This window comes from Arcobacter sp. F2176, assembly GCF_004116465.1.
GTDB lineage: Bacteria > Campylobacterota > Campylobacteria > Campylobacterales > Arcobacteraceae > Arcobacter > Arcobacter siniprincipis.
Genome location: NZ_PDJV01000010.1, coordinates 99,236 through 120,524, shown reverse-complemented (window position 1 = coordinate 120,524; position 21,289 = coordinate 99,236). Strand labels below are relative to the sequence as shown.

Here is a 21,289-nt window from a genome sequence, read left to right as displayed (position 1 = left end):
AACCCCTTTATAAAGGGGTTGTATGGAGTTATTTTTGTAATTTAGTAGGTGTTTATTTAGTGATATTTTAGATAAAAATTATTAGAGGTTCTAAGGGTGTTTTTTCTTAACTTAACGGCATTGGGGGTCAGGTGATAACAATAACCTAATTAATTTAAAATTACACCCGGATTTTGTTAGTTGATTTTATAGCTTCCTTGGTATTATTTTATTATATAACTTAAAATCATTTCTTTTATTTCATTTGCACTCTCTTGAGAAATATCTATCTTATACTCTTCATCTTTTTTATCTATCTCTGCTTCTTTCATAGTATAATAATAATTTAAACTACCAATAATAGTTGCATGAACTAAAAGTGGATCAATATTTTTAAATAAATTTTGTTCATTTCCTTCTTTTAAAATAAGTTTTAAAGTATAAATTATTTTAAAAAAATGTTTTGTTACATCATCAGTAAGGTTTTTACCATTAAAAGCTAATTCTTGCATCATAATTTTTGCTAAGTCTCTTTTACTTGTCATAACAAAAATAATTGCATCTAAAAAATTTTCTAATTTATTTTTAGGGTCAATAATATTTTTTTGTCGTTTTTCAATCTCATTTATGATAAATTCTGACAAATAAAGTAATATTGTTTCAAAAATAAAACTTTTATCTTTAAAATGATAATAAATTGTAGCTTTATTTATTCCAGCATCAAGTGCAAGTTCATCAACTCTGAGCCCATCAAAACCTTTTTTAGCAAATAAACCAATAGCAGTACTTAAAATTAGTTCTTTTGTTTGTTTAGCGGTTCTTTTTTTCATTTATTACCTTAGTTAAATTCATATTATAAAGGATATTTTACATTAAACTAACTTTATGATTGAAATAAGTTTATTTTCTTTTTTTATGTATGATACAATTCCACGAATGCAATGAGTGGAATAACAATTACAGCAAATATTCCATATGTGATAAAAGTGGCTTTTTTTGATTTTAAAAATGTACTAAGTACAATAAACCCAAGTACCCAATAAAATTGAGCAGTAAAAAATCCAGGAAAATAGTCTTTGTGAAATATTACCCACCAAGTATGAGTTATAGCATTTCCTATCATTCCATAAACTATATAAAATAACATAGGCAAAACTAGAAATTTTAATCTTTTAGTAAATACTGCAACACATCCAACACTAAATGCAAAATAACTAATCATATTGATAGTTACAAATCTTTCTACAGAATAGGCTCTAGCACCAAATAAATTTGGAAACTGAGTATAAAAACCAGTTACAAACTCTTCATTAAAATGAAGAAATTGCCATGCAAATGATGCAAAAAATAGTGGAACAAATGATTTTGCAGTGGGTAATTCAATATTTTTATTATACATAAAATAAAGCAACCCAAGACTAATGATAAGTCCAGGTATAAATGTTAAAACAAGGGGTATACCACCAATATATATAAAAAATAAACCCATAATAAATGCAATGATTGTTGCGATTATTAAATCTTTTTTTTTCAATGTTCCTATGTTCTCTTGTAATGTAATCATAATTTTCCTTTTTAACTAACTAGTTGGTTAATAACATTATTCTATAATTTTTCTTAATTAATAATTAAAATATTTAATTAACTATAAAATTTTAACAATAATAATAACACCATATTTAAAAAGAACACAAAAAAATAGAATACGAGGTGATAAAGACAACTCAGTGTAGATAAAAAAGCGAAATAGTTAAGGTTGTTATTTTCACCTGATTCTTAATTTTATGTATAAAAAAGTCAAGAAGAAACTTTTCTTCCTATTTATACTATTTTTAGTATCATATTAAATGAATAATTTTAAAACCCAATTTTTAGGCTTTATAAACACACCTCCTTTATTCAAAGAAATAGATGGTCTAAGTCAAATAGAATTAGATATAAATGAGATAGAAGAGTTTGATTTTACGCAGTTAAATATCACATCTAAACTTACTTTAGGAAGTAGGATAGAGCGTTTTTTTGAGTTTTATATACAGCAGTCAAGAAACTTTTGTCTAATCAAAAACAACATTCAAATCATAAATAATAAACAAACTCTTGGGGAGTTAGATTTTCTCATTTTTGATAAAAAAGCAGAAGAGTATTTACATGTTGAACATGTATACAAGTTTTATTTATATGATGATTCTATTGAAAATGAACTTGATAAGTATATCGGTCCAAATAGAAACGATACTTTTGTAAAAAAACTAGAAAAGTTAAAAACCAAACAACTTCCTTTATTATATAAAAACGAAACACAAGAATATTTAGAGGGTATAGATGTAAACTTTTTTAAACAAAAGATTTGTTTAAAAGGAAATATCTATGTTCCAATTGATTTTTTAGGTAAAGATATACCTATATTAAATAACTCTTGTGTAAGAGGTTTTTATATTAAGCGTGAAAAATTTATAAAACAAAAGCACTTTAGAGAGTATAAATACCATTTACCGCCAAGGAATGATTGGGTTTGTGATTGTAATACAAATGAAATATGGATGAGTTTTGATGACGTAATAGCTGCAATAGATATATTGTTAACTCAAAAAAAATCTCCTCTCATTTGGTTGAAAAATAAAGGAAATAAAGCTCAAAGTTTTTTTCTTATCTGGTGGTAGTTAAATCCTAATATTTATAATAGATGAGTTTTAACTAATCTTTTTTTTAAAGGTTGTAAGTGATATTTCATTAGAATATGAAATATATTTAAAGGATAGTTTTGAACGAAAATATAATTTATGCATTTATTGCAATATTAGCTTTTATAGCTTATAAAAAGTATAGTCAATATAAGGTCTTAAAACTTGTTCCATCTTTACTTTCTCAAGGTGGTCAAATTGTTGATGTTAGAAGTGTAGAAGAATATGTCTTGGCTCACAAAGATGGAAGTATAAATATTCCCTTGGATTCACTTAAAAATAGAATAAAAGAGTTAGATAATACTAAGCCCATAATACTTTGTTGTGCTAGTGGTAGTAGAAGTGCACTAGCAAAGCGTACTTTAGTGGCAGAAGGATTTGAAAATATTCACAATGCAGGAACATGGAGTTCTCTTCTAAAGGTTTAATTATAATTTTGATATTAGGACACTTAACTATTTTTATATTTAAAGTTAAAATGCTAAAATTAGTTTTTAATTTATATATTTAAGGTGTGTTTTATGTCTATATTTGCTTTACAATCTTTAGCTGGTAGATTTCTAGATGAGGATTTAGAAAATTTTAATAAGAGATTTGATGATTGGTGTATTCATTTTGATAATTATGATGATGCCATGATTATATTAGAAACTCTTGAAAATAGGGAAGCTATAGATATTGTTGAAATAACACCATTAACTTATCCAAAATATTTTTTTAATTCTCTTCAAGGTACTATTTATACAACAAGAGAAATAGATGGCAAAATAGTTTGCGTTATCGAGCCATCTATTGGAGCTAGCTTTAGACTTGCAGTGTGTGATATAAAAACAGGAAAGGTAAAACTAACTAAAACTAGCTATAAAAGTATTCCAAATGTTGAAAGTGCTTTTGCTAATTTTGAAGAATAGTTATGAAAATATCTTATCATCGTAGGCGTAAAATAAAAACTAGAAGAATAGCTTTAAGAGATTTGATTTTGCGTGGTATTGAAGACCCAAAAGATTTAGCAAAAGAGTTAAAAGTTACAGTTCCAACTATAAAAAAAGATTTAGAAGCACTTCAAACTATGAGGGAAGAAGACTTTACTTTTCAAACTAGGCAAACATCTCAAGAGATACTTGATAAAAAAGATGCTATATTAAAAATGCTAGATAATGAAGAGTATTACAATGAAAATGGTGATATAAATATATCAAAGATAACAACAGAACTAGGTACTTCAAGAGCAACAGTTCTGTCTGTTTTAAATGGTGAATAAAATAATAACTAATTTTTCTGGTTTTTTATAGAGTATAATTCTAAATATCTCATAATAATTGCTGAGATATAGGGGATACTTTGAATAAATATAGTTATTGCAAATACATATATTTCTATTATTCTTGTTTTATTTATATAAATTAGTGTGAAAAAAGAGATTAGTAATAATAAACATAAAATAGTTTCATATATTATTGGGTTATCACTCTTTTTAGCTTTTCCACCTTTTTGTGTTCTTTTAAAAGGCAACCCATCTTTTACAAATCCATCCCAAACTGCTTTAAAAATAATAAGTTGTAGACTCATAGAGGCAATAGAACTTAAGAAAGTCTCTTTAAAACTAGCTTTTACTTTGATCCTATATAAAATAAAAGTATGCAAAACATTTACTAAAAATGCAGTAATAATTGGAACTGTTAGTGGAATAGTAGGAATTGTAACACCAACAAATATAATAACAGGCACCCAAATAATATTCATGATAGCCATTATAGGGCCCATAGCATCACTTAACCAAAAAATCCATCCAGTAATAAACTTTTTCTTTTGAGTGGAACTAAGTTTAGTAGCTGAGGGTTTAAATTCCTTCCAGTGTTTTTTTAGAATTTGTATAGCTCCATAAGCCCATCTATGCCTTTGAGTTTTAAATGCTTCAAATGTATCAGGAAGAAGACCATAACCATATCTTTTATTTGTATAGTGTGCTATATAACCTGCTTCAAATAACCTAAGCCCAAGTTCACTATCTTCTACGATGGTATCTGTTCCCCATCCACCAACTTTTAGCATTGCACTTAATCTAACCATAACCATTGTTCCATGTACAACTATGGCATTTTCTTCATTTCTATCAATCATTCCAATATCAAAGAAACCTGCATACTCTTCATTCATTGCTGTTTTTATGATAGATTCATCACCATCTCTATGATCTTGTGGTGCTTGTACTATGGCAACTTTGGGGTCATCAAATAGAGGAACTAAATCAACTAACCAAGTAGGTTCAACTACATAATCTGCATCGATTACTGCTATGATTTCAGCATCTTTATTTGTTTGTTCTAAGGCTTTATTTAATGCCCCAGCTTTAAATCCTGTACAAGTTATATTCATAAATACAAATTTATTACCTAATTCCTTGCATAGGGTTTCAATGGGTTTCCAATAAAATTCTTCTGGTGTATTGTTAATTATTACAAGAACTTCATAGTTTGGGTACTTTAGATTAGACAGTGCTTGTAAAGTTTCAGCTAAGGCATGAGGTTGCTCTTTATATGCTGGTACATGAATAGAGACAAAAGGGATATTCTCAGATGTTAAATTAAGAGGAAATATTCTTGTGGGAGGTGTACCAATTGAAGATTTAAAAAGTTCATTTGCTTTTGCAAGGGTCATAATTACAAGAGGTATCATTAGAAGTGTTCCTATCCCCCACATCCCCCACATCCCCAAATTCATATAGTTGATGAAAGGATACATAAATGCCATTACAATCCCCACTGCCATACCTTGAGCTACTATTGCATAAGCTAAGGCATGATAGATATTTAACTTTTTATTTCTTAGTCCAAAAAATGTTAATAAAGCCCCTATTATAATAGTGGCAATCATTTGATAAAACCAAAATTGGTTTAATTCAATATCTCCTACTAATTTAAACTTTAAATTTCTTTGAGCATCAAATATTCCCCAATATTGTCCTATATTACCTTCTGCATAACCTTTCCATGGTTGGTCAAACGCTTCAATTATATTATAAGACCAACTATTATCTTTAGCAAGATTTATAAATCCTCTAATGGCTGTTGCTTCATTTTTTAAATTAGGTATAGCCTTAACATTATTATAACCATTACTTGGCCAACCTATCTCTCCAATATATATCTTTTTATTTGGAAATAGATTTTCAATTGCCTTATATTTGTCTATAACAAAACTGTTAAATTGTTTGATAGGTACTTCTTCCCAATATGGCAAGATATGGATTGTTATAAAATCAACATGATTAGTTAACTCTTTAGTCTTTTCCCAAATATCCCAAGTTTCAGCACTTGAGATGGGTTTATCAGTGAACTCTTTCATATAATCAATATATGCAAAGAGTTCCTTTTTAGTTAAATCTTTTCTCAGTAAAACTTCATTTCCTACAATAATATTTTCAATTCTATTTGGGTATTTTTTAAGTAATTTTAAAGCTTTTTGAATTTCTATATCATTTTTTTTATAATCACCACTTAACCAAATACCTAAATCAATAGGCATGATTTTTTCATCTGTAGCTTCTAATATAATTTGTGCATCTATTGAAGAGTAAGTTCTAATTTTTTTTGCAATAGGTGACAAAATCTTCAAATCATTTTTTATTTGTTCCTGTGATAAAACTTTTTTTTCATACCCATAATATGGAGTATAAGATAATGATTGTACTTTCTTAGATGGTGATTCAATTAGTGTGACTAAATTATTATGAGAAATCCAAAAGAATATTTGAAATAAGATTGCAATGATAATACTTAATATAATATATCTCAAATTTGTCCTTTGTCGTGTAATTAAGTATTTATTTAGATACCTTATAAGTGCAATTGTATAAAAACATTACTACTTATTAGCTTATGGACTTAAGATATAATGAGTGGTTAATCCATATCTGCTATAATTCTCAATCTAATTTTTAATGAATTTATAATATTGAAAATATGAATGGAGATTTTTAGTGAGAAAAATAAAAAATTTTATACAACTTTTTTTAGGCATTTTTATGATATTTGTAATGACTGCTTGTTTACCCCATCAAGAAGAGTTAAATGTTATGTTAAATAAATATAATATTACTAAAAAAATTTATATTAAAAACGATGTAAATGGATATAACACATATGGAAAAGATAAAGAAGTTATACAAGTTCTAAAAAGAGGAAAAGAATATAATATTGTTGATATAAAAGAAAATTATGTAAGACTTAGAAAATCAAAAAATAATAATCTTAAAAGTGATGTGTGGGTCACTATAGATGAAATAGAAACACAACCAACATATTTTATAACACTACTAATTAGTGTTCCTAACTCAGAAATACTATTAAATAATAAAAAATATAATTCTAATCTTAGATTTCCACGAGGAGTCTATACCGTTGATGTAAGTGCTGATAATTTTTTAGATAAAAGATTAAATTTTGATGTATCTAAAGATACAATTGAAGAGATTACTTTAGATTTTGATATTGAAGCACAAAAATATAAAATGGAAAAAGAGAAAAAGCAAAGAGAAAGAATAGAAAAAGAGAGAATAAGAAAAGAAGAAAAAAAGAGTATTTATATAGATAAAAAACAAAAACTTATGTGGCAAGATAATAGTGCTGTATTAAAAATCAAAAAATCATGGCTAACTAAAACAAATTATGATGGGAAAAACTATTTTAATATAGTTGGTGATACGGCTATGAGTTATTGTAAAAACTTAACTCTTGCTAAATTTAAAGATTGGAGACTCCCTACTAAGGATGAACTGAAAAATCTTTCTACACAAAAAGATAAATTGAAAAATATTAGTTCCAATTGGTATTGGAGTGCTACTTCAAACAATAATAATAGTGAACGAGCATGGAGTATATATTTTGATAATGGTGATGGATATAGTGATCTCAAAAATGCTAGTAATTATGTTCGATGCATACGAGATGGGATACAGTGATAATTAATAAGTAAAGTAGAGGTTCATGAGTATAATTTTAGTTTCAGATGTATTTGGTAAAACACCTGCTTTGATAAATTTGGCAGAAGAACTGAATGCAAATATTATATTAGATCCTTATGATAGTATAAATATGAACTTTAAAAATGAAGCGGAAGCATATTCTTATTTTGTGGATAATGTAGGAGTTGATAAGTATTTTTTTAAATTACTAAAATTAACTACATCTATTTCTTCAGTTACCACTTTGATTGGCTTTAGTGTTGGTGCTTCCGTGATTTGGAAATTATCTAAAAATTCATCAGTTAAAAATATTAGTTGTGGAGTTTGTTATTATGGCTCTCAAATTAGAAACTTTAAAGAAATAAATCCTTTATTTGAAGTAGAGTTAATTTTCCCTAAAATGGAGATTCATTATGATGTTTTGAAGCTGCAATCTGACTTATCGAAAAAACAAAAAGTAAAAACTACAAAAGTAGATTATTTACATGGTTTTATGAATTTCCACTCAACTAATTATAATAAAGTAGCTTATCTGGAGCAATTAAATTACTTGCGTATGAAATTTCTAGGATAAAATACTAATTAATTATTAAATTAAATTTTATTTCTCTATCCTTCCTACTTTAATGGCTATAATATCAACAAATATTTTAAAATAGAGAATCTCATAATTAAAGTTATTAGCAAAATCTTAATTTAGGGCTTATCAAAACACCTAAAGGATATACCTGATAAATATTACAGCAAATGATTCTAAAATACTATTAGTACTTAATAAGCCAAAGGGATATTTGGTCACTCGAACTGATGACCTTGGGAGAAAGACAGTTTATGACTTATTGCCTGATTGGGCTTTTCACGATGGCTGGATGCCAATAGGGCGTCTTGATTTAGAGTCTAAAGGGCTTTTGTTATTTACAACTAATGGCAAGATAGGTGATGCTTTAACTAAACCTGGCAATTGTACTAAGATATATGAGATTTGGGTTAGGGGCTATGTTACTGATGAGCATATTTTTCAAGCCAGTAAGGGAGTGGAAAGTATTCATGGTCTATTAAAGGCAAAAGTTGTAAAAGTAGGTATTGGTGGTGCTAAAACAAAACTCTTAGTGGAACTTGAAGAGGGCAAGAATCGGCATATTCGTAGGCTTTTTGGCGCACTAAAAGATCCAAAATTTGGAACACCTTTGAAAGTCTTAAGCTTAAATCGAATCAGCATAGGAAACTTTAAACTTGACGTAGAGATTGGCAAATGGCGTTATCTTTCTTTGGAGGAAGAGAAAACATTATTTTAAATCTTATCTTATCTTCTTATTAGAGTTTTTTCATATAATGTATGTAGAAAAAGTATTATCTGGAGGAACTTAGTGGTTTTTTATGAAAAAAACAATGAATTGGATTTAGATATAGGAAGTCGGCATTTTGTAATTCAGCGTCGTTATGAAGCATTAGGTGTTATAAATGATTTACTTATTGCCATTTGGTTTTTAATTGGAAGTATTTTCTTTTTAAATGATTCTCTTATGCAAAGTGGTACTTGGTTGTTTATAGTGGGTAGTGCACAGTTTTTAATAAAGCCATTAATAAAGCTACTTAGTTTGATTCATGTATCACGAATATATAATGAAGAACAAAAAAAATATAAAATTAAATATTAATAAAAAATTATATTGGTAAAATTACATAAAATTTTGCACCTTTATAAGTTTTATTATTATATGTTATGTTTTCATTTTTTACAAGTATCTCACCTGAAAAATGTTCATGAATAATTTTTGTACTCATATATAACCCAATTCCAGTACCTTGACTTTTATATTTTGTAGTAAAGTATGGGTCAAATATTTTATCGATAATATCCTCTCTAACTCCACCTGCATTATCTTGTATTGTAATAGTTATTTCATTGTCTTTTTTAAAAAACTCTATTTCAATTACTTTATCTTTTATATCATTTTCATTTAATATATCTTTTGAGTTATTAAGAATATTTATAAAAACTTGTGTTAATTCATTTATTACACCATCTACGAATAATTCATCTTCACAGTGTATAATATTTAGTGTGATAAAATGGTTTTTTAAAGAAGCAGATACTATATCAATGGCTTTATTTAAAGAAATTTCTATGTTGAAATACTCTTTTTTATCATTATTATCTCTTATATAATCTCTAAAATCATCAATTGTACTACTTAAATAATTTGCATATTTCATTACACTATCTGCTGTATTTTCTATTTCATTTTCTTCTAAAAGTTCTAATTCTTTTCTTAGTTTTAAACTGCTCATTTGAATAGTAATAGCACTTAAAGGTTGTCTCCATTGATGAGCAATATTATTAAGCATCTCCCCAATAATTGCCATTCTTGATTGATGTTTTAGAAGAATATCTTGTTCATGATTTTTTTCTACTTGGGATTTGAGATTTTCAAATAATTTTTTTTCTTTTTTATTTAAATATTTTAAGTCGATTATGTTTTTTTCAATATTTTTAGCCATAAGATTAAAAGATTCTTGTAGTTCAAATGTCTCTTTACTATCTCCCAAATTTATTCTTTGTGAATAATCTCCATGTGCAATTGCATTTGCACTATGGGTCAATTTAACTAAATTTTTTGTAATCCATTTACTTATTGCTATAAGTAAAATTGCTGATAATATTAATTCTATCAATGCAATAATAATGCTACGAGTAATCATCTCTTTTTTTGCTTGAATATAAAATTTTGTAGAAAGACCTAAATAGACTTTACCTAATGATTGGGAAAATAAACTTATAGGAATACTTGTATCAAATCTTTCATCTTCCAATGATTTTTTACTAAAAGGATCTAACTCTTTTGTTGGTAAGTTTGAACAATCATTCCATCCAACATTGGCAATACAATTATTTTGATTATCTACAACTACCAAATAATCTACAGTTGGGATATTTTTTGTTTCATTTAAAATCGCATTAATTGTGGCATAATCCATTTGAACAAAAGGTGCTACTAAGGCACTTTTTAACAATATTTTTTGTTCATCTAATCTTATATTTGTTTGGGTAGATAGGTTTGTTTCTAACTGATTTACATTTTTAATTACCATTAAAGTTAGCATTAACCCTTCAATTATTAAACTTGCAATTACCCATTTCCAAGATAATGATATTTTCATTTATTGTATAACCTTTCCATAGTTTTATCCACTATTGAATTCAAGTTGTTTAAATCATTTGCTTGAATTTTTTTAAAACCTTCAAGTTTAGTGATCTCTAAATGCCTTTTACCTTCAGGTGATTTTGAAAAAGCATCTAATGCTTTTTCCCACTCTTCTAAAGTAATACCATCTGCACTTTTTGCTAGATATATTCTACTTGGCTTTGGTTTACTTTGATATATTACATGTACTAAGTCTTTAGTTTTTTTTGTCATAAGTTTTATATAATTTGGTAAAGATAAAATTATCATGTCTGCATTATTATTTAGAAGTATAGATATTGAACTATCTGTTGCACTTGTATATGTATATTTTACTTTATCTCCATCAATAAAGCCTTTATTATCTAACCATTCTTGCGCATCTAATGTTGGAAAAGAAACAGGGTCTAATCCTATGACATGAAGTGGTAGATTTTTACTTTCTAAAATATCTTTATTAGTAGCTAAAAGAATAGTTGATAAGCCCTTAGTGTAAGTCATTATAGGTGTATATTCTCCTAATCTTTGAGCAAGAACTGCAAGATTTGGTGAGGTTAAAATCAAATCATAATATATTCCCATATTAGAACGCTTAGTAAATTCACTAAAATTTTTTGCTGTTAGAATTTGAACAGGCCTTTTAAAATAATTCTGTAGAAAAAGTCTCAAATCTTGATGAGACTGTAAAATTACTCTAGTAGATGAGTGAGGAGCAATACCAATTTTGATTGAATTTTCTTGGGCAACACAAAAGTTTGTAATAAGAAAAATTGATAGTATTAATATTATTAGTTTCATGTTGTATTTCACCTATAAAAATATAATATAATTATAACAAATAATATTAATATTATTTATTAAGTGCTTTTTTATACTTTTTCTAAAATTTAGAACCACATAGTAATAGACAAAATTTATAAAAGTTAAAAGAGATAAAGCTATAATTCGCGAATAAATACTACTTTATTTTTTAAAGGATACACTATCTCAGATTTTTTGCAAAATAATATTGAATCCCTTAATGTACTTACAACTTATGAAGCTATAGCGATGTTCTTAGCTATTGCTTATATCTTTCTTGCAATTAGACAAAGTCTTTGGTGTTGGCCTGCTGCATTTCTTTCTACATTGATTTATACTATTTTATTTTTTGATGTTTCATTACTTATGGACTCTTTTTTAAATGTTTATTATCTTATCATGGCTGTATATGGTTGGTATTCCTGGAAATATGGAGGTAAAGAAGAACAAGAGTTGGAAGTTGTAACTTATGGGGTAACTCAGAATATCAAGATTATTATACTTCTTTGTGCGGTTTCATTAATCCTTGGATATATTATGACAAATTATACTACTGCAAGTTTTGCTTATATGGATTCTTTTACTACTGTTTTTGCTATTTTTGCTACTTTTTTACTTGCCAAAAAAGTGTTGGAAAACTGGATTTATTGGATTGTTATTGATGCTGTATCTATTTATATATATATTCAAAAAAGTTTGAACTTGACAGCTTTATTATTTATTATTTACACTATTTTAGCTTTTATAGCTTACAAAAATTGGAAAGAAGAATATGACTATAGAAAAGTTACAACGATGCAAAATTTTTAAAGACGAAACTCTTTTTAGCCTTAAACTACTTAAAAATCAAGGCTATTGCAATATAAATTATAAACTTAAAACATCTAAGAATATCTATCTAATACGAAAATTTATAAGTGATGAAACAGTTAATATTAATAGAGAGTTTGAGTTTAAAATTCAAAAAATCGCTTATAAAAAAAAGCTTGCTGCAAAACCTTTATTTTTAGATACCTCTGAGAACTTTATGATATGTGAGTTTTTAAAAGGTAAGCATAAAAATAGCCTTAATACTCAAGAAATAAAGCGATTAGCAAAGATGATTAAAAAACTTCATACAATAAAGAGTGATGAAAAACCATATGACTTTGAAAAACCATTGATGTTATATAAAAAAGTTCTCAAAAGTAAAGAAGCACGAAAAAGCATTTGTATTTGTGAAAAAGAACTAAAAGTATTACAAAAATATAAAAAAACATTGGTAACTACTCATCATGATTTAAACCCAATGAATATACTTTTTAACAAAAAAGATATCAGATTTATTGATTGGGAATATGCAGGAGTAAATGATTGTTATTTTGATTTGGCAACGCTTTGTTTTGAATTTGGATTAAATAAAAAAGAGGAAAAAATTTTATTGATAAATTATCAAAAAAAAGCAAATAAAAAAGATATTATAAAACTTCATTCTTATATTAATATATACAAAAATATCTGTAAGTTGTGGTTTATGGATTTAAAAAAAGATTAGAATATTTACTTTTCTTAACTAATTTGAATGCAATTTTATCTTTATAAAATAGTTCATTATCCTTTATTTAATAACTAAATTTGGTATAAAATTTTTATTTAAGAATAATTATGTGACTATATAAAAGATTAGAAGTTAAGTGTTCAATAGAATCAAAAAAATAATGTAATCATAAGAAAGGATAAAAAATGATACATGAATCTAAAGAAAACAGTAAAAGTTTAAGTAGTCTGTTAAAAAGAAGAGAATTTTTTAAAAGTATAACTTTTCTTAGTTTAATAACTTTTTCAACAACTCCACTTCATGCAAAAGGCTCTAAAGAACAATTTAAATATCAAGATACACCCAAAAATGGAAAAGCATGTAAAGATTGCATGCATTTTGAAGCTGAAACAAATACCTGTAAAATTGTAAAAGGCTCAATTGATGCTAATGGTTGGTGTACTTTATATAAAGAACCTCCTAAATAACTTTAAATAGAAGAAAAGGTATAGAGTTAATATCTATATCTTTTTGTTTATTTCTTAACTCACAAAATTCTATATTTTATTTTTTTAGAGACCTTTAAAATCTTTTTTATATATTTTATATACAATTGCGTTTATAAAGGAATTTAATGTCAAGTGAACAAAAATCTTTATTTATAGATAGAGGTGTTTTATTTATGCTTTTAAGTGCATTACTTGGAGCTGTTAATGGAGCATTAGCAAAGATGTTATCTGAAAGTATGGATCCTATTGAAATAGTATTTTATAGAAACTTAATGGGGATTGTAATTATCTTATTTACTATAAAAAAATATCATGTATCAATTGATATGTCAAAGTTACATTTACTTTTTTTAAGAGGATTATTTGGAAGTGTAGCTATGTTATTGTTTTTTTATACAATTGCTACTATTCCCTTAGGAGAAGCTGTAGTTTTAAATAAAACCTCACCTTTTTTTGTGACAATACTTGCTTATTATTTGATGAAAGAAAAAATCAATCTTAATACTTTTTTTGCTCTTATTATTGGATTTATTGGAATTGTTTTTATAATGAAGCCTTTTGGTATTGAGATATCTTATGAGCATATTTTGGGAGTTTTAGGTGGTTTTTTTGCAGCAGCTGCATATGCCACTATCAAAAAAATCAAAGATATTTATGATGCAAGAGTTATTATGCTTTCATTTATGGGAGTTGGAATTATTATTCCAATAGGGCTTTTTTTATTCACTCCTTATGTTCACTTTAAAGTACATTTGGAACTATATATTTGGGCACTTTTAATTTTGATGGCTATTATTTCAACTGGTTCACAATGGTTTCTTACTCGCGCTTATAGTCTTAGTCGTGCAAGTATTATTGGAGTTGTAAGTTATACAAATATTCCTTTTGCTATTGGTTTTGGGTATTTGTTAGGAGATTTACTACCTGATATGTATACTTTTTTAGGTATTATACTTATTGTAATTGGTGGTATTTTAGTAAGTAAAAAGGATAAAAAATGAAAGTAAATATTCCCTCAAGAGAAGAGATAGAGATTTTAAATGTTGTATTTGATTATAATGGTACAATCGCTATTGATGGTAAATTAATTGAAGGTATTGAAAAAAGCATAAATGAACTTTCCAACTCTTTTAATTTTTATGTAATTACTGCTGATACTTATGGAAGTGTAGAAAAAGAGCTTGGAGATACAAATTGTGAAGTTATAAAAATAGCAAAGTCTTCTCAAGATGTTAGCAAGTTAGAGTTTATCAAAAATCTAGGGTCTTCTACAACATTAAGTGTGGGAAATGGACGAAATGATAAATTGATGTTAAAAGAGTCTATTTTGGGCATTGCAGTTTTACAAGATGAGGGCTTATGTACTGAAACTTTGTTGAATAGTGATATTTTAGTAAAATCGATTTTTGATGTATTCTCTTATTTGAAAGATTCAAATAAATTAATAGCCACACTAAGAAATTAATCTACTTTTTGTTTGCTTTTTTCAATAAGTTCCTTAAACTCTTTAAATAACTCTGGGTCATGTTTTGTTCCATTTTCTGTTTCTAGAATTGACATGATTTCATTATGGCTTCGTTTGTCATGGTAAGGTCTAGGTGATGCCATAGCATCATAACTATCTGCTAGTGAAAGTATACGAGAATATATAGATATCTCTTTATCTTTGAGTTTATCAGGATATCCTTTCCCATTATAATATTCATGATGATGTCTGACTGCATTGGCTATTATTTCACTATTTTCAAAATGCATACTTTTTACTAATTCTTCACTTTTTAGAGTATGGCTTTGCATAACTTTCCATTCTTCATTATCAAAAGGAGTAGTTTTTAACAATATTCTATCAGGTATACCAATTTTACCTATATCATGAAATGCAGCACTAATGCGCAGAATTTTTATTTGAGTTTCATCTAATCCTATACAAATACCTAATTCTTCAGAAATAGCTACAACTCTTTCAGAGTGTAGTTGAGTATGCTCATCTTTTTGCCCTAAAGCCAATAAAAGTGCTTTTGAACATTCACAAATTACTTTATCTTCTAATTCAAATATTCCCATTTTAAATCCTTATTATTATTCTAACATAAAAATAAAAAATCTAAAACAAGACATTTATTTTACTTTTTTAGTTAATCTTTAATTAAAAAGTACTTAGATATTAATAGAAAAAATAATGTCTATGCACTTTTTAATATTATAGACAAAATAATATGATAAGATAGGCCTACAAGCGATAAATAGTATTTTTATGTAATAAGAATACTTTTATAAAAAAATAAGGATGATAAATGGCTAAAATAAACTATAATTACGAAAAACGAGCTCGAGAATTAGAAAAACAGAAAAAAAAAGAAGAAAAGCGTAAGAAAAAAGAGGCACAAAATAATAATGATGAAAATCTAGAAGGTAACTCTGCACCTACTGATGAAAACAACTAAGTTGCTTTTTTTATAAGTTAATTGAGATAAAAAGGGAGTAAACTTATTCTCTCCCCCTTTTTTAGATTATTTTTTCTTGTTTTTTTTATTTTTCTTTTTTGAAATTTTTTTATCTTTTTTATCTTTTTTATCTTTTTCTCAACTTGAGGTTTTTTTTCATCAATTACTTCTTTTACATCTTCAATTTTATCTTTTAAGTTAGATATATCTGTATCTTCTTTAGTTTCAACAAGCACAGTTTCTTCTTTTAATACTGTAAGTTCAGCAGGAAAAGATGCTATACCTATTGATTTATATTTTGTAAGGATATACTTAACTTGTCCTATACTAAGAGTCGAACTCTCAGCTGCTTTAGCGTGTGTATTTCCTTCATCAATTAGCAATAAAGCTTTTGCTTTTTTTGCATCAATAGAATCACTAGTTTTAACATTATATTTTCTCCAAATAATTTTTATAATAAAATAATAGTATAAAATATATAATTTATATATATTATCTATAAAATTTAGAATTTAATTTAATTTTTTTAGGGTATTAGATGTACAATATACAAATAGAAAGATAAGATATTTTATAAAAGAGAAAAGAGATAATGAAAAGTAAAACTGCACTTATAATTGGTTCTTCAAGAGGAATTGGTTTGGCTATTGTAGAAGAGTTATTAAAACGAAACTGGAATGTAATTGGAACTATACGAGAAGGTAAGAGAACAAAACTTCATGATTTGGCTGAAAAATGGAAAGATAAACTTCAAATACAATATCTTGATATAACAATACCTGCTCAAATAGAAGCTATTAAATCTAATTTTAGAGAAGAAGAATTAGACCTTGTTTTTGTTAATGCAGGTGCTGTAAATGAAAAGGGTATGAAAGAAACAATTGGTGAAATTTCAACTGAAGAATTTGTCAAAGTTATGGTTACAAATACTCTTTCTCCTATGAGAGTAGTTGAACAACTTATTGAAAAAGTTCATAAAGGTGGAGTTGTTGGTGTGATGTCTTCAGGACAGGGAAGTATTTCTGATAATGAAAATGGTGGTAATGATGTTTATCGAGCGAGTAAAGCAGGACTAAATATGATTATGAGAAGTTTTGCTGCAAGAAAAGGTAAAGAACATGCACTTTTACTTTTAGCCCCAGGATGGATTAAAACAGATATGGGAGGAGAAGAAGCAAAATTTTCTATTGAAGAAGTAATTGGAGATATTGTTGATACTATTGTTAATCAAGAAGGAAAAATAGGGCTTCAATATTTAGATCGTTTTGCTAAGCCTGTTAAATGGTAGAGTATAAATAAAAGCTTGATAATAGGAGGAACTTTTTGAAAATAAACTATAATTTTCAAAGCTCCTTCTTTTTATAAATTAGTATTATTTCAAAAACCAAACTATTACAAAGCCTTTATATAATAAACTGCGATACTATATAAAGGGCATAATCATATGAATAACGATTTATCATCTATCAAACCCGATAGACCAAGTATTATAACTTCAGAAATTGAAGCTATACATTTCTATCGTAAGATGGATACAAAGGCAACTGTTGAAGAGATGCTTACAGGGAAGTATGTTCTTGTAGAAGAGTATTACAGCAATGGATTAGAAGTTTTATCTGAACTAAAAAAAAATCTTTTAAAAAAATATAAAGATAAAAGCTTTCAAGGACAAAGAGACTATCGAAGTGCATTTAGAGAAGCCTCACATAGATTGTTATTAAAAGTAAAAGATAATAAGCTACTTGTTAAAAAAGCTCCCAAGATTGGTTGGTTAGAGTTATTATATCCAGAGGTTTCAGAATTTTATATCTCTTTTCCTGAAGTTCAAGGAATGAATAGTTCATGGCAATGGTATGAAAAAGGAATTGAAGTTAAAACTTTAGATATAACTCTTCATCCCTTTTATGGTGCATACTTTCCAACTAGGTTTGACCACTTAAAATTATTTGATAAGTGGCTAAAAAAATATGAGGGTTCGAAAGAAAACGTAATCGAAATCGGAATCGGAAGTGGTGTTTTATCATTTCAATTAATCCAAAATGGTTTTGAACATATTTTTGCAACAGATACAAATAAAAATGCAATTATTGGAGTAAAACAAGAGAGTAAAAGATTGGGATATGAAAACAAAATTACACTTAATCATGGTGATTTGTTTGATAATTGTGATGTTATGGCTGACTTGATTGTTTTTAATCCTCCTTGGTTATTAGCAAAACATAAACTAGAAGAAGGTCTTGATAAAGCTATTTATTATGAAGAAGAGTTATTTCCTAGATTTTTTGAACAGGCACAAAAGCATCTTAAGGCTGAAGGAAAAATAGTTTTAATATTTTCAAATTTAGCTCAAGTGTTTGATACAGAAAGTACTCATCCTATAATAGAAGAGTTACGAAATAATAATCGTTTTAGAAAAGAGTTACACTTACGAAGAGATGTAAGAGCTTCATCGAAAAAAACACAACGAACTGATTCAAGAGAGAATGAAAAAGTTGAATTATGGGTTTTATCACAAAAATCTGAGAAGTAAAATAGATAGATTGATATTTTAAGTATATTTGAAGAGTTATAAGCGGAAAGACCGCTTATAAAATAACATTATTATTGAGCAGTAACGTTTTCTGCTTGAAGACCTTTATCACCTTGAGCAACCTCGAAAGTAACTTTTTGACCATCTTCTAATGAAACTCTACCATATCCAGTACTGTTGATGTTTCTATAATGTACGAATACATCTTTCCCACCATTTTCTTGTTCGATAAATCCAAAACCTTTTTCGCTGTTAAACCATTTAACTGATCCATTTACTAATTCTGCCATTGTAATTCCTTTTGTTGATACACAATTTTACTTGTGCTATATAAAATCTAATTATGAAGCTATCTTGTGGAGTGATTTTACTGTCAACGAAAGGTTATCAATATAAAGCATGCCATAGATGAAATTCGAAATCATCTTTCAATTAAATTCAGTATACCTGAATTATTTTAAAAAGCTAGGGTAAAGAAGAAAAGATGTGTTATTTTAGGAGTTTTCAGTTATTTTTATTAGCAAATACTATAAAATCAAATTAAAAAGAATATTATATATGTTTAAAACAAATGATTATTGGGAAGAAGAGTTTATTGAGTATGATGATAAACACTTTGATTCTATCTATTTTGATAACTGCACCTTTATAAAATGTGATTTTTCTAAAAGTCTTATTCAAGGCTGTAAGTTTACTGAGTGCACTTTTATATCTTGTGATTTGTCTTTGAGTGTTTTGAAAAATTGTGTATTTAATGATGTTACTTTCGAGAACTCAAAACTTCTTGGAATATCTTGGAGCTCTTGTGAAGAACCTTTTAATGTAGAATTTGATTCTTGCAATATTTCACAAAACTCTTTTCATCTTTTGGATTTGAGACAAATTAAATTTGTAAATTCACTTATTAAAGATACTGGGTTTGAAGAGTGCAACCTTGAAAAGGCACTTTTTAAAACTTGTGATTTAGAACAATCTGTATTTGTAAAAAACAATCTACAAAAAGCCAATTTTGAAACTTCAAAAAACTATTTAATTGACCCAAAACAAAATGATATAAAAAATGCTACATTTTCTCTTCCTGAGGCTTTGAGTTTTTTAACTCTTCTTGCAATAAAACTAAGATAGCTTTTTTATTAAAGGATAATTTTTTTCCTTTAATAAAATTTATTAATTTTACTTTAAAACTTTTTATATATACTTCTACTATCAAAAAATTAAACAAGAAAAAAAGGAAATAAAATGATAGTAACAAAAAAAGCTCCAGACTTCACAGCAACAGCTGTAACAGCAGATGGTCAAATTGTAGAAGATTTTAATTTATATGAAAATATTGGTGAAAAAGGTGCAGTATTATTTTTCTGGCCTTTAGATTTTACATTTGTTTGTCCATCAGAGATTATTGCTTTTTCAAAAAGAGTAGATGATTTTAAAGAGAGAGGTGTACAAGTTATAGGTTGTTCAATTGATTCAGAGTTTGCTCACTTTGCTTGGAGAGAGACAAAAGTAGAAGAGGGTGGAATTGGAAGAGTTAAATTCCCAATGGTTGCAGATATTACAAAACAAATTGCAAGAGATTATGATGTATTGCTTGATGAATCTGTAGCACTTAGAGGATCATTTTTAATTGATAAAGATGGAACAGTAAGACATGCAGTAATAAATGACTTACCACTTGGAAGAAATATTGATGAAATGGTTAGAATGGTAGATACAATGATATTTACAAATGAAAATGGTGAAGTATGTCCAGCAGGATGGAACAAGGGTGATGAAGGTATGAAAGCAAACAAAGAAGGTGTTGCTGAGTACTTAGGTAAAAATGAAAATAAATTATAGGAAATAAAATGTCAAAATATTTAGAATTAGATCAAAATAATATAGAAGATACAGTAAAAGAGGGTGTGTCATTAGTTGACTTTTGGGCACCATGGTGCGGACCTTGTAGAATGATTGCTCCTGTTATAGAACAGTTAGCCCAAGAGTTTGAAGGAAAAGCAAAAATATGTAAAGTAAATACAGAAGTTGAACAAGACTTAACTGTAAAATATGAAATAAGATCAATACCTACTATTCTTTTCTTTAAAGATGGTGAAATAGTTGACCAAATAATTGGAACAACTACAAAAGGTGCTCTTGAAGAAAAAATAAACAAATATTTATAATATATAAAAAAGCAAGGTCTTCCCTTGCTTCTTTACTACTACCATAACTTGCGAAATCCAACTATTATATCTATTCTTTATATACAAAAAATAATGAATTAATAAGTTCAAAAATATAAGTTCTCTTACAGTTTAAAAAAATATAATAAAAAGTATATTAAAAAAAGGAGATAAAAATGGCAAGCGAAGGTTATCATGAACCAATCGAAGAATTAAGTGTTGAAACACGAGATATGCACAGAGCAATAGTTTCTTTGATGGAAGAGTTAGAAGCTGTTGATTGGTACAATCAAAGAGTAGATGCATGTAAAGATGAAGAACTAAAAGCTATTTTAGCTCATAATAGAGATGAAGAAAAAGAACATGCTGCTATGGTTTTAGAATGGATTCGTCGAAAAGATGCAACTTTTGATAAAGAGTTAAAAGATTACCTTTTTACAGAAAAAAAGATTGCACATAGTTAAAAAACTATGTGTAACATGAGAGTATAATTTCTTAACTTTACTCTCTCACAAATTA

Annotated in this window: 28 protein-coding genes; 20 read left to right on the top strand and 8 right to left on the bottom strand. The window is 27.1% G+C overall.

Annotated elements, in window-relative coordinates; all coding sequences use genetic code 11:
• Positions 1 to 203: 203 nt before the first annotated feature.
• Entirely contained in the window at positions 204 to 809 is a 606-nt protein-coding gene (locus CRU95_RS10810; protein ID WP_129101144.1) for a TetR/AcrR family transcriptional regulator, read from the bottom strand.
• 83 nt (positions 810 to 892) lie between these two features.
• A complete protein-coding gene (locus CRU95_RS10805; RefSeq protein ID WP_129101143.1) occupies positions 893 to 1,543 on the bottom strand; it encodes a hypothetical protein in 651 nt (216 codons plus the stop codon).
• Between the two features lie 283 nt (positions 1,544 to 1,826).
• Between CRU95_RS10805 and CRU95_RS10800 the strand changes: the two genes are divergently transcribed.
• From CRU95_RS10800 to CRU95_RS10785, 4 genes are all read left to right on the top strand, one after another.
• A complete protein-coding gene (locus CRU95_RS10800; protein ID WP_129101142.1) occupies positions 1,827 to 2,639 on the top strand; it encodes a DUF1853 family protein in 813 nt (270 codons plus the stop codon).
• Positions 2,640 to 2,740: 101 nt separating this feature from the next.
• Positions 2,741 to 3,088: a rhodanese-like domain-containing protein gene (locus CRU95_RS10795; protein WP_258238686.1), complete on the top strand. Its 348-nt coding sequence runs from the start codon at positions 2,741 to 2,743 to the stop codon at positions 3,086 to 3,088.
• A gap of 93 nt (positions 3,089 to 3,181) precedes the next feature.
• Positions 3,182 to 3,571 carry a hypothetical protein gene (locus CRU95_RS10790; RefSeq protein WP_129101141.1) on the top strand — a complete coding sequence of 130 codons (390 nt, stop codon included), beginning with the start codon at positions 3,182 to 3,184 and terminating at the stop codon, positions 3,569 to 3,571.
• 2 nt (positions 3,572 to 3,573) lie between these two features.
• On the top strand, positions 3,574 to 3,921 hold the full coding sequence (locus CRU95_RS10785; protein WP_129101140.1) for a hypothetical protein: 348 nt from the start codon (positions 3,574 to 3,576) through the stop codon (positions 3,919 to 3,921).
• A gap of 8 nt (positions 3,922 to 3,929) precedes the next feature.
• On the opposite strand, the gene CRU95_RS10780 is transcribed toward CRU95_RS10785, so the two are convergent.
• On the bottom strand, positions 3,930 to 6,455 hold the full coding sequence (locus CRU95_RS10780; protein WP_129101139.1) for a glycosyltransferase family 2 protein: 2,526 nt from the start codon (positions 6,453 to 6,455) through the stop codon (positions 3,930 to 3,932).
• Positions 6,456 to 6,684: 229 nt separating this feature from the next.
• Here CRU95_RS10780 and CRU95_RS10775 point away from each other — a divergent pair, with 229 nt between their 5' ends.
• The 4 genes from CRU95_RS10775 to CRU95_RS10760 all read left to right on the top strand — a co-directional run bounded on the left by CRU95_RS10775 (position 6,685) and on the right by CRU95_RS10760 (position 9,281).
• A complete protein-coding gene (locus CRU95_RS10775) occupies positions 6,685 to 7,620 on the top strand; it encodes a DUF1566 domain-containing protein (protein WP_129101138.1) in 936 nt (311 codons plus the stop codon).
• A gap of 25 nt (positions 7,621 to 7,645) precedes the next feature.
• A complete protein-coding gene (locus tag CRU95_RS10770; RefSeq protein WP_129101137.1) occupies positions 7,646 to 8,197 on the top strand; it encodes a hypothetical protein in 552 nt (183 codons plus the stop codon).
• A 148-nt stretch (positions 8,198 to 8,345) separates the two neighbouring features.
• Positions 8,346 to 8,918 carry a pseudouridine synthase gene (locus CRU95_RS10765; protein WP_309109221.1) on the top strand — a complete coding sequence of 191 codons (573 nt, stop codon included), beginning with the start codon at positions 8,346 to 8,348 and terminating at the stop codon, positions 8,916 to 8,918.
• Positions 8,919 to 8,990: 72 nt separating this feature from the next.
• Positions 8,991 to 9,281 carry a YrhK family protein gene (locus CRU95_RS10760; protein WP_129101135.1) on the top strand — a complete coding sequence of 97 codons (291 nt, stop codon included), beginning with the start codon at positions 8,991 to 8,993 and terminating at the stop codon, positions 9,279 to 9,281.
• Between the two features lie 7 nt (positions 9,282 to 9,288).
• Here the strand turns inward: CRU95_RS10760 and CRU95_RS10755 are convergent, their stop codons facing one another.
• Positions 9,289 to 10,785, bottom strand: a complete 1,497-nt coding sequence (locus tag CRU95_RS10755) for an ATP-binding protein (protein ID WP_129101134.1) — start codon at positions 10,783 to 10,785, stop codon at positions 9,289 to 9,291.
• Positions 10,782 to 11,606, bottom strand: coding sequence for a phosphate/phosphite/phosphonate ABC transporter substrate-binding protein (locus CRU95_RS10750; protein ID WP_129101133.1), 825 nt, complete (start codon positions 11,604 to 11,606; stop codon positions 10,782 to 10,784). Before CRU95_RS10750 ends, CRU95_RS10755 begins: the two co-directional genes overlap by 4 nt.
• Before the next feature lie 198 nt (positions 11,607 to 11,804).
• On the opposite strand from CRU95_RS10750, the gene pnuC reads away from it, so the two are divergent.
• The 5 genes from pnuC (at position 11,805) to CRU95_RS10725 (ending at position 15,099) form a co-directional block, all read left to right on the top strand.
• Positions 11,805 to 12,419: a nicotinamide riboside transporter PnuC gene (pnuC, locus tag CRU95_RS10745; RefSeq protein ID WP_258238685.1), complete on the top strand. Its 615-nt coding sequence runs from the start codon at positions 11,805 to 11,807 to the stop codon at positions 12,417 to 12,419.
• Entirely contained in the window at positions 12,382 to 13,143 is a 762-nt protein-coding gene (locus CRU95_RS10740; protein WP_129101132.1) for a choline kinase family protein, read from the top strand. Before pnuC ends, CRU95_RS10740 begins: the two co-directional genes overlap by 38 nt.
• Before the next feature lie 188 nt (positions 13,144 to 13,331).
• Entirely contained in the window at positions 13,332 to 13,613 is a 282-nt protein-coding gene (locus tag CRU95_RS10735) for a high-potential iron-sulfur protein (protein WP_129101131.1), read from the top strand.
• A gap of 146 nt (positions 13,614 to 13,759) precedes the next feature.
• Positions 13,760 to 14,635 (top strand): DMT family transporter, encoded by an 876-nt coding sequence (locus CRU95_RS10730; RefSeq protein WP_258238684.1) that lies wholly within the window; start codon positions 13,760 to 13,762, stop codon positions 14,633 to 14,635.
• The gene (locus CRU95_RS10725; protein ID WP_129101130.1) at positions 14,632 to 15,099 is read left to right on the top strand and encodes an HAD family hydrolase; all 468 of its coding nucleotides are present in this window, start codon (positions 14,632 to 14,634) and stop codon (positions 15,097 to 15,099) included. Before CRU95_RS10730 ends, CRU95_RS10725 begins: the two co-directional genes overlap by 4 nt.
• Here CRU95_RS10725 and CRU95_RS10720 read toward each other — a convergent pair.
• Complete coding sequence (locus CRU95_RS10720) at positions 15,096 to 15,698, bottom strand: HD-GYP domain-containing protein (protein WP_129101129.1); 603 nt, start codon at positions 15,696 to 15,698, stop codon at positions 15,096 to 15,098. The two genes, CRU95_RS10725 and CRU95_RS10720, sit on opposite strands and share 4 nt — an antisense overlap.
• 230 nt (positions 15,699 to 15,928) lie before the next feature.
• On the opposite strand from CRU95_RS10720, the gene CRU95_RS16620 reads away from it, so the two are divergent.
• Complete coding sequence (locus CRU95_RS16620; RefSeq protein WP_164969771.1) at positions 15,929 to 16,078, top strand: hypothetical protein; 150 nt, start codon at positions 15,929 to 15,931, stop codon at positions 16,076 to 16,078.
• Between the two features lie 17 nt (positions 16,079 to 16,095).
• Here the strand turns inward: CRU95_RS16620 and CRU95_RS10715 are convergent, their stop codons facing one another.
• Positions 16,096 to 16,461: a hypothetical protein gene (locus tag CRU95_RS10715; protein ID WP_129101128.1), complete on the bottom strand. Its 366-nt coding sequence runs from the start codon at positions 16,459 to 16,461 to the stop codon at positions 16,096 to 16,098.
• Positions 16,462 to 16,670: 209 nt separating this feature from the next.
• On the opposite strand from CRU95_RS10715, the gene CRU95_RS10710 reads away from it, so the two are divergent.
• Positions 16,671 to 17,366: an SDR family NAD(P)-dependent oxidoreductase gene (locus tag CRU95_RS10710; protein WP_129101127.1), complete on the top strand. Its 696-nt coding sequence runs from the start codon at positions 16,671 to 16,673 to the stop codon at positions 17,364 to 17,366.
• 156 nt (positions 17,367 to 17,522) lie between these two features.
• Positions 17,523 to 18,608 (top strand): methyltransferase, encoded by a 1,086-nt coding sequence (locus CRU95_RS10705; protein ID WP_129101126.1) that lies wholly within the window; start codon positions 17,523 to 17,525, stop codon positions 18,606 to 18,608.
• A 71-nt stretch (positions 18,609 to 18,679) separates the two neighbouring features.
• Here the strand turns inward: CRU95_RS10705 and CRU95_RS10700 are convergent, their stop codons facing one another.
• Complete coding sequence (locus tag CRU95_RS10700; RefSeq protein WP_013135808.1) at positions 18,680 to 18,898, bottom strand: cold-shock protein; 219 nt, start codon at positions 18,896 to 18,898, stop codon at positions 18,680 to 18,682.
• Between the two features lie 268 nt (positions 18,899 to 19,166).
• Between CRU95_RS10700 and CRU95_RS10695 the strand changes: the two genes are divergently transcribed.
• From CRU95_RS10695 to CRU95_RS10680, 4 genes are all read left to right on the top strand, one after another.
• Entirely contained in the window at positions 19,167 to 19,733 is a 567-nt protein-coding gene (locus CRU95_RS10695; protein WP_129101125.1) for a pentapeptide repeat-containing protein, read from the top strand.
• A 114-nt stretch (positions 19,734 to 19,847) separates the two neighbouring features.
• On the top strand, positions 19,848 to 20,444 hold the full coding sequence (locus tag CRU95_RS10690) for a peroxiredoxin (protein ID WP_129101124.1): 597 nt from the start codon (positions 19,848 to 19,850) through the stop codon (positions 20,442 to 20,444).
• 8 nt (positions 20,445 to 20,452) lie between these two features.
• Positions 20,453 to 20,770 carry a thioredoxin gene (gene trxA / locus CRU95_RS10685; RefSeq protein ID WP_129101123.1) on the top strand — a complete coding sequence of 106 codons (318 nt, stop codon included), beginning with the start codon at positions 20,453 to 20,455 and terminating at the stop codon, positions 20,768 to 20,770.
• Positions 20,771 to 20,946: 176 nt separating this feature from the next.
• Positions 20,947 to 21,234 (top strand): encapsulin-associated ferritin-like protein, encoded by a 288-nt coding sequence (locus CRU95_RS10680; RefSeq protein ID WP_129101122.1) that lies wholly within the window; start codon positions 20,947 to 20,949, stop codon positions 21,232 to 21,234.
• Positions 21,235 to 21,289: the final 55 nt, after the last annotated feature.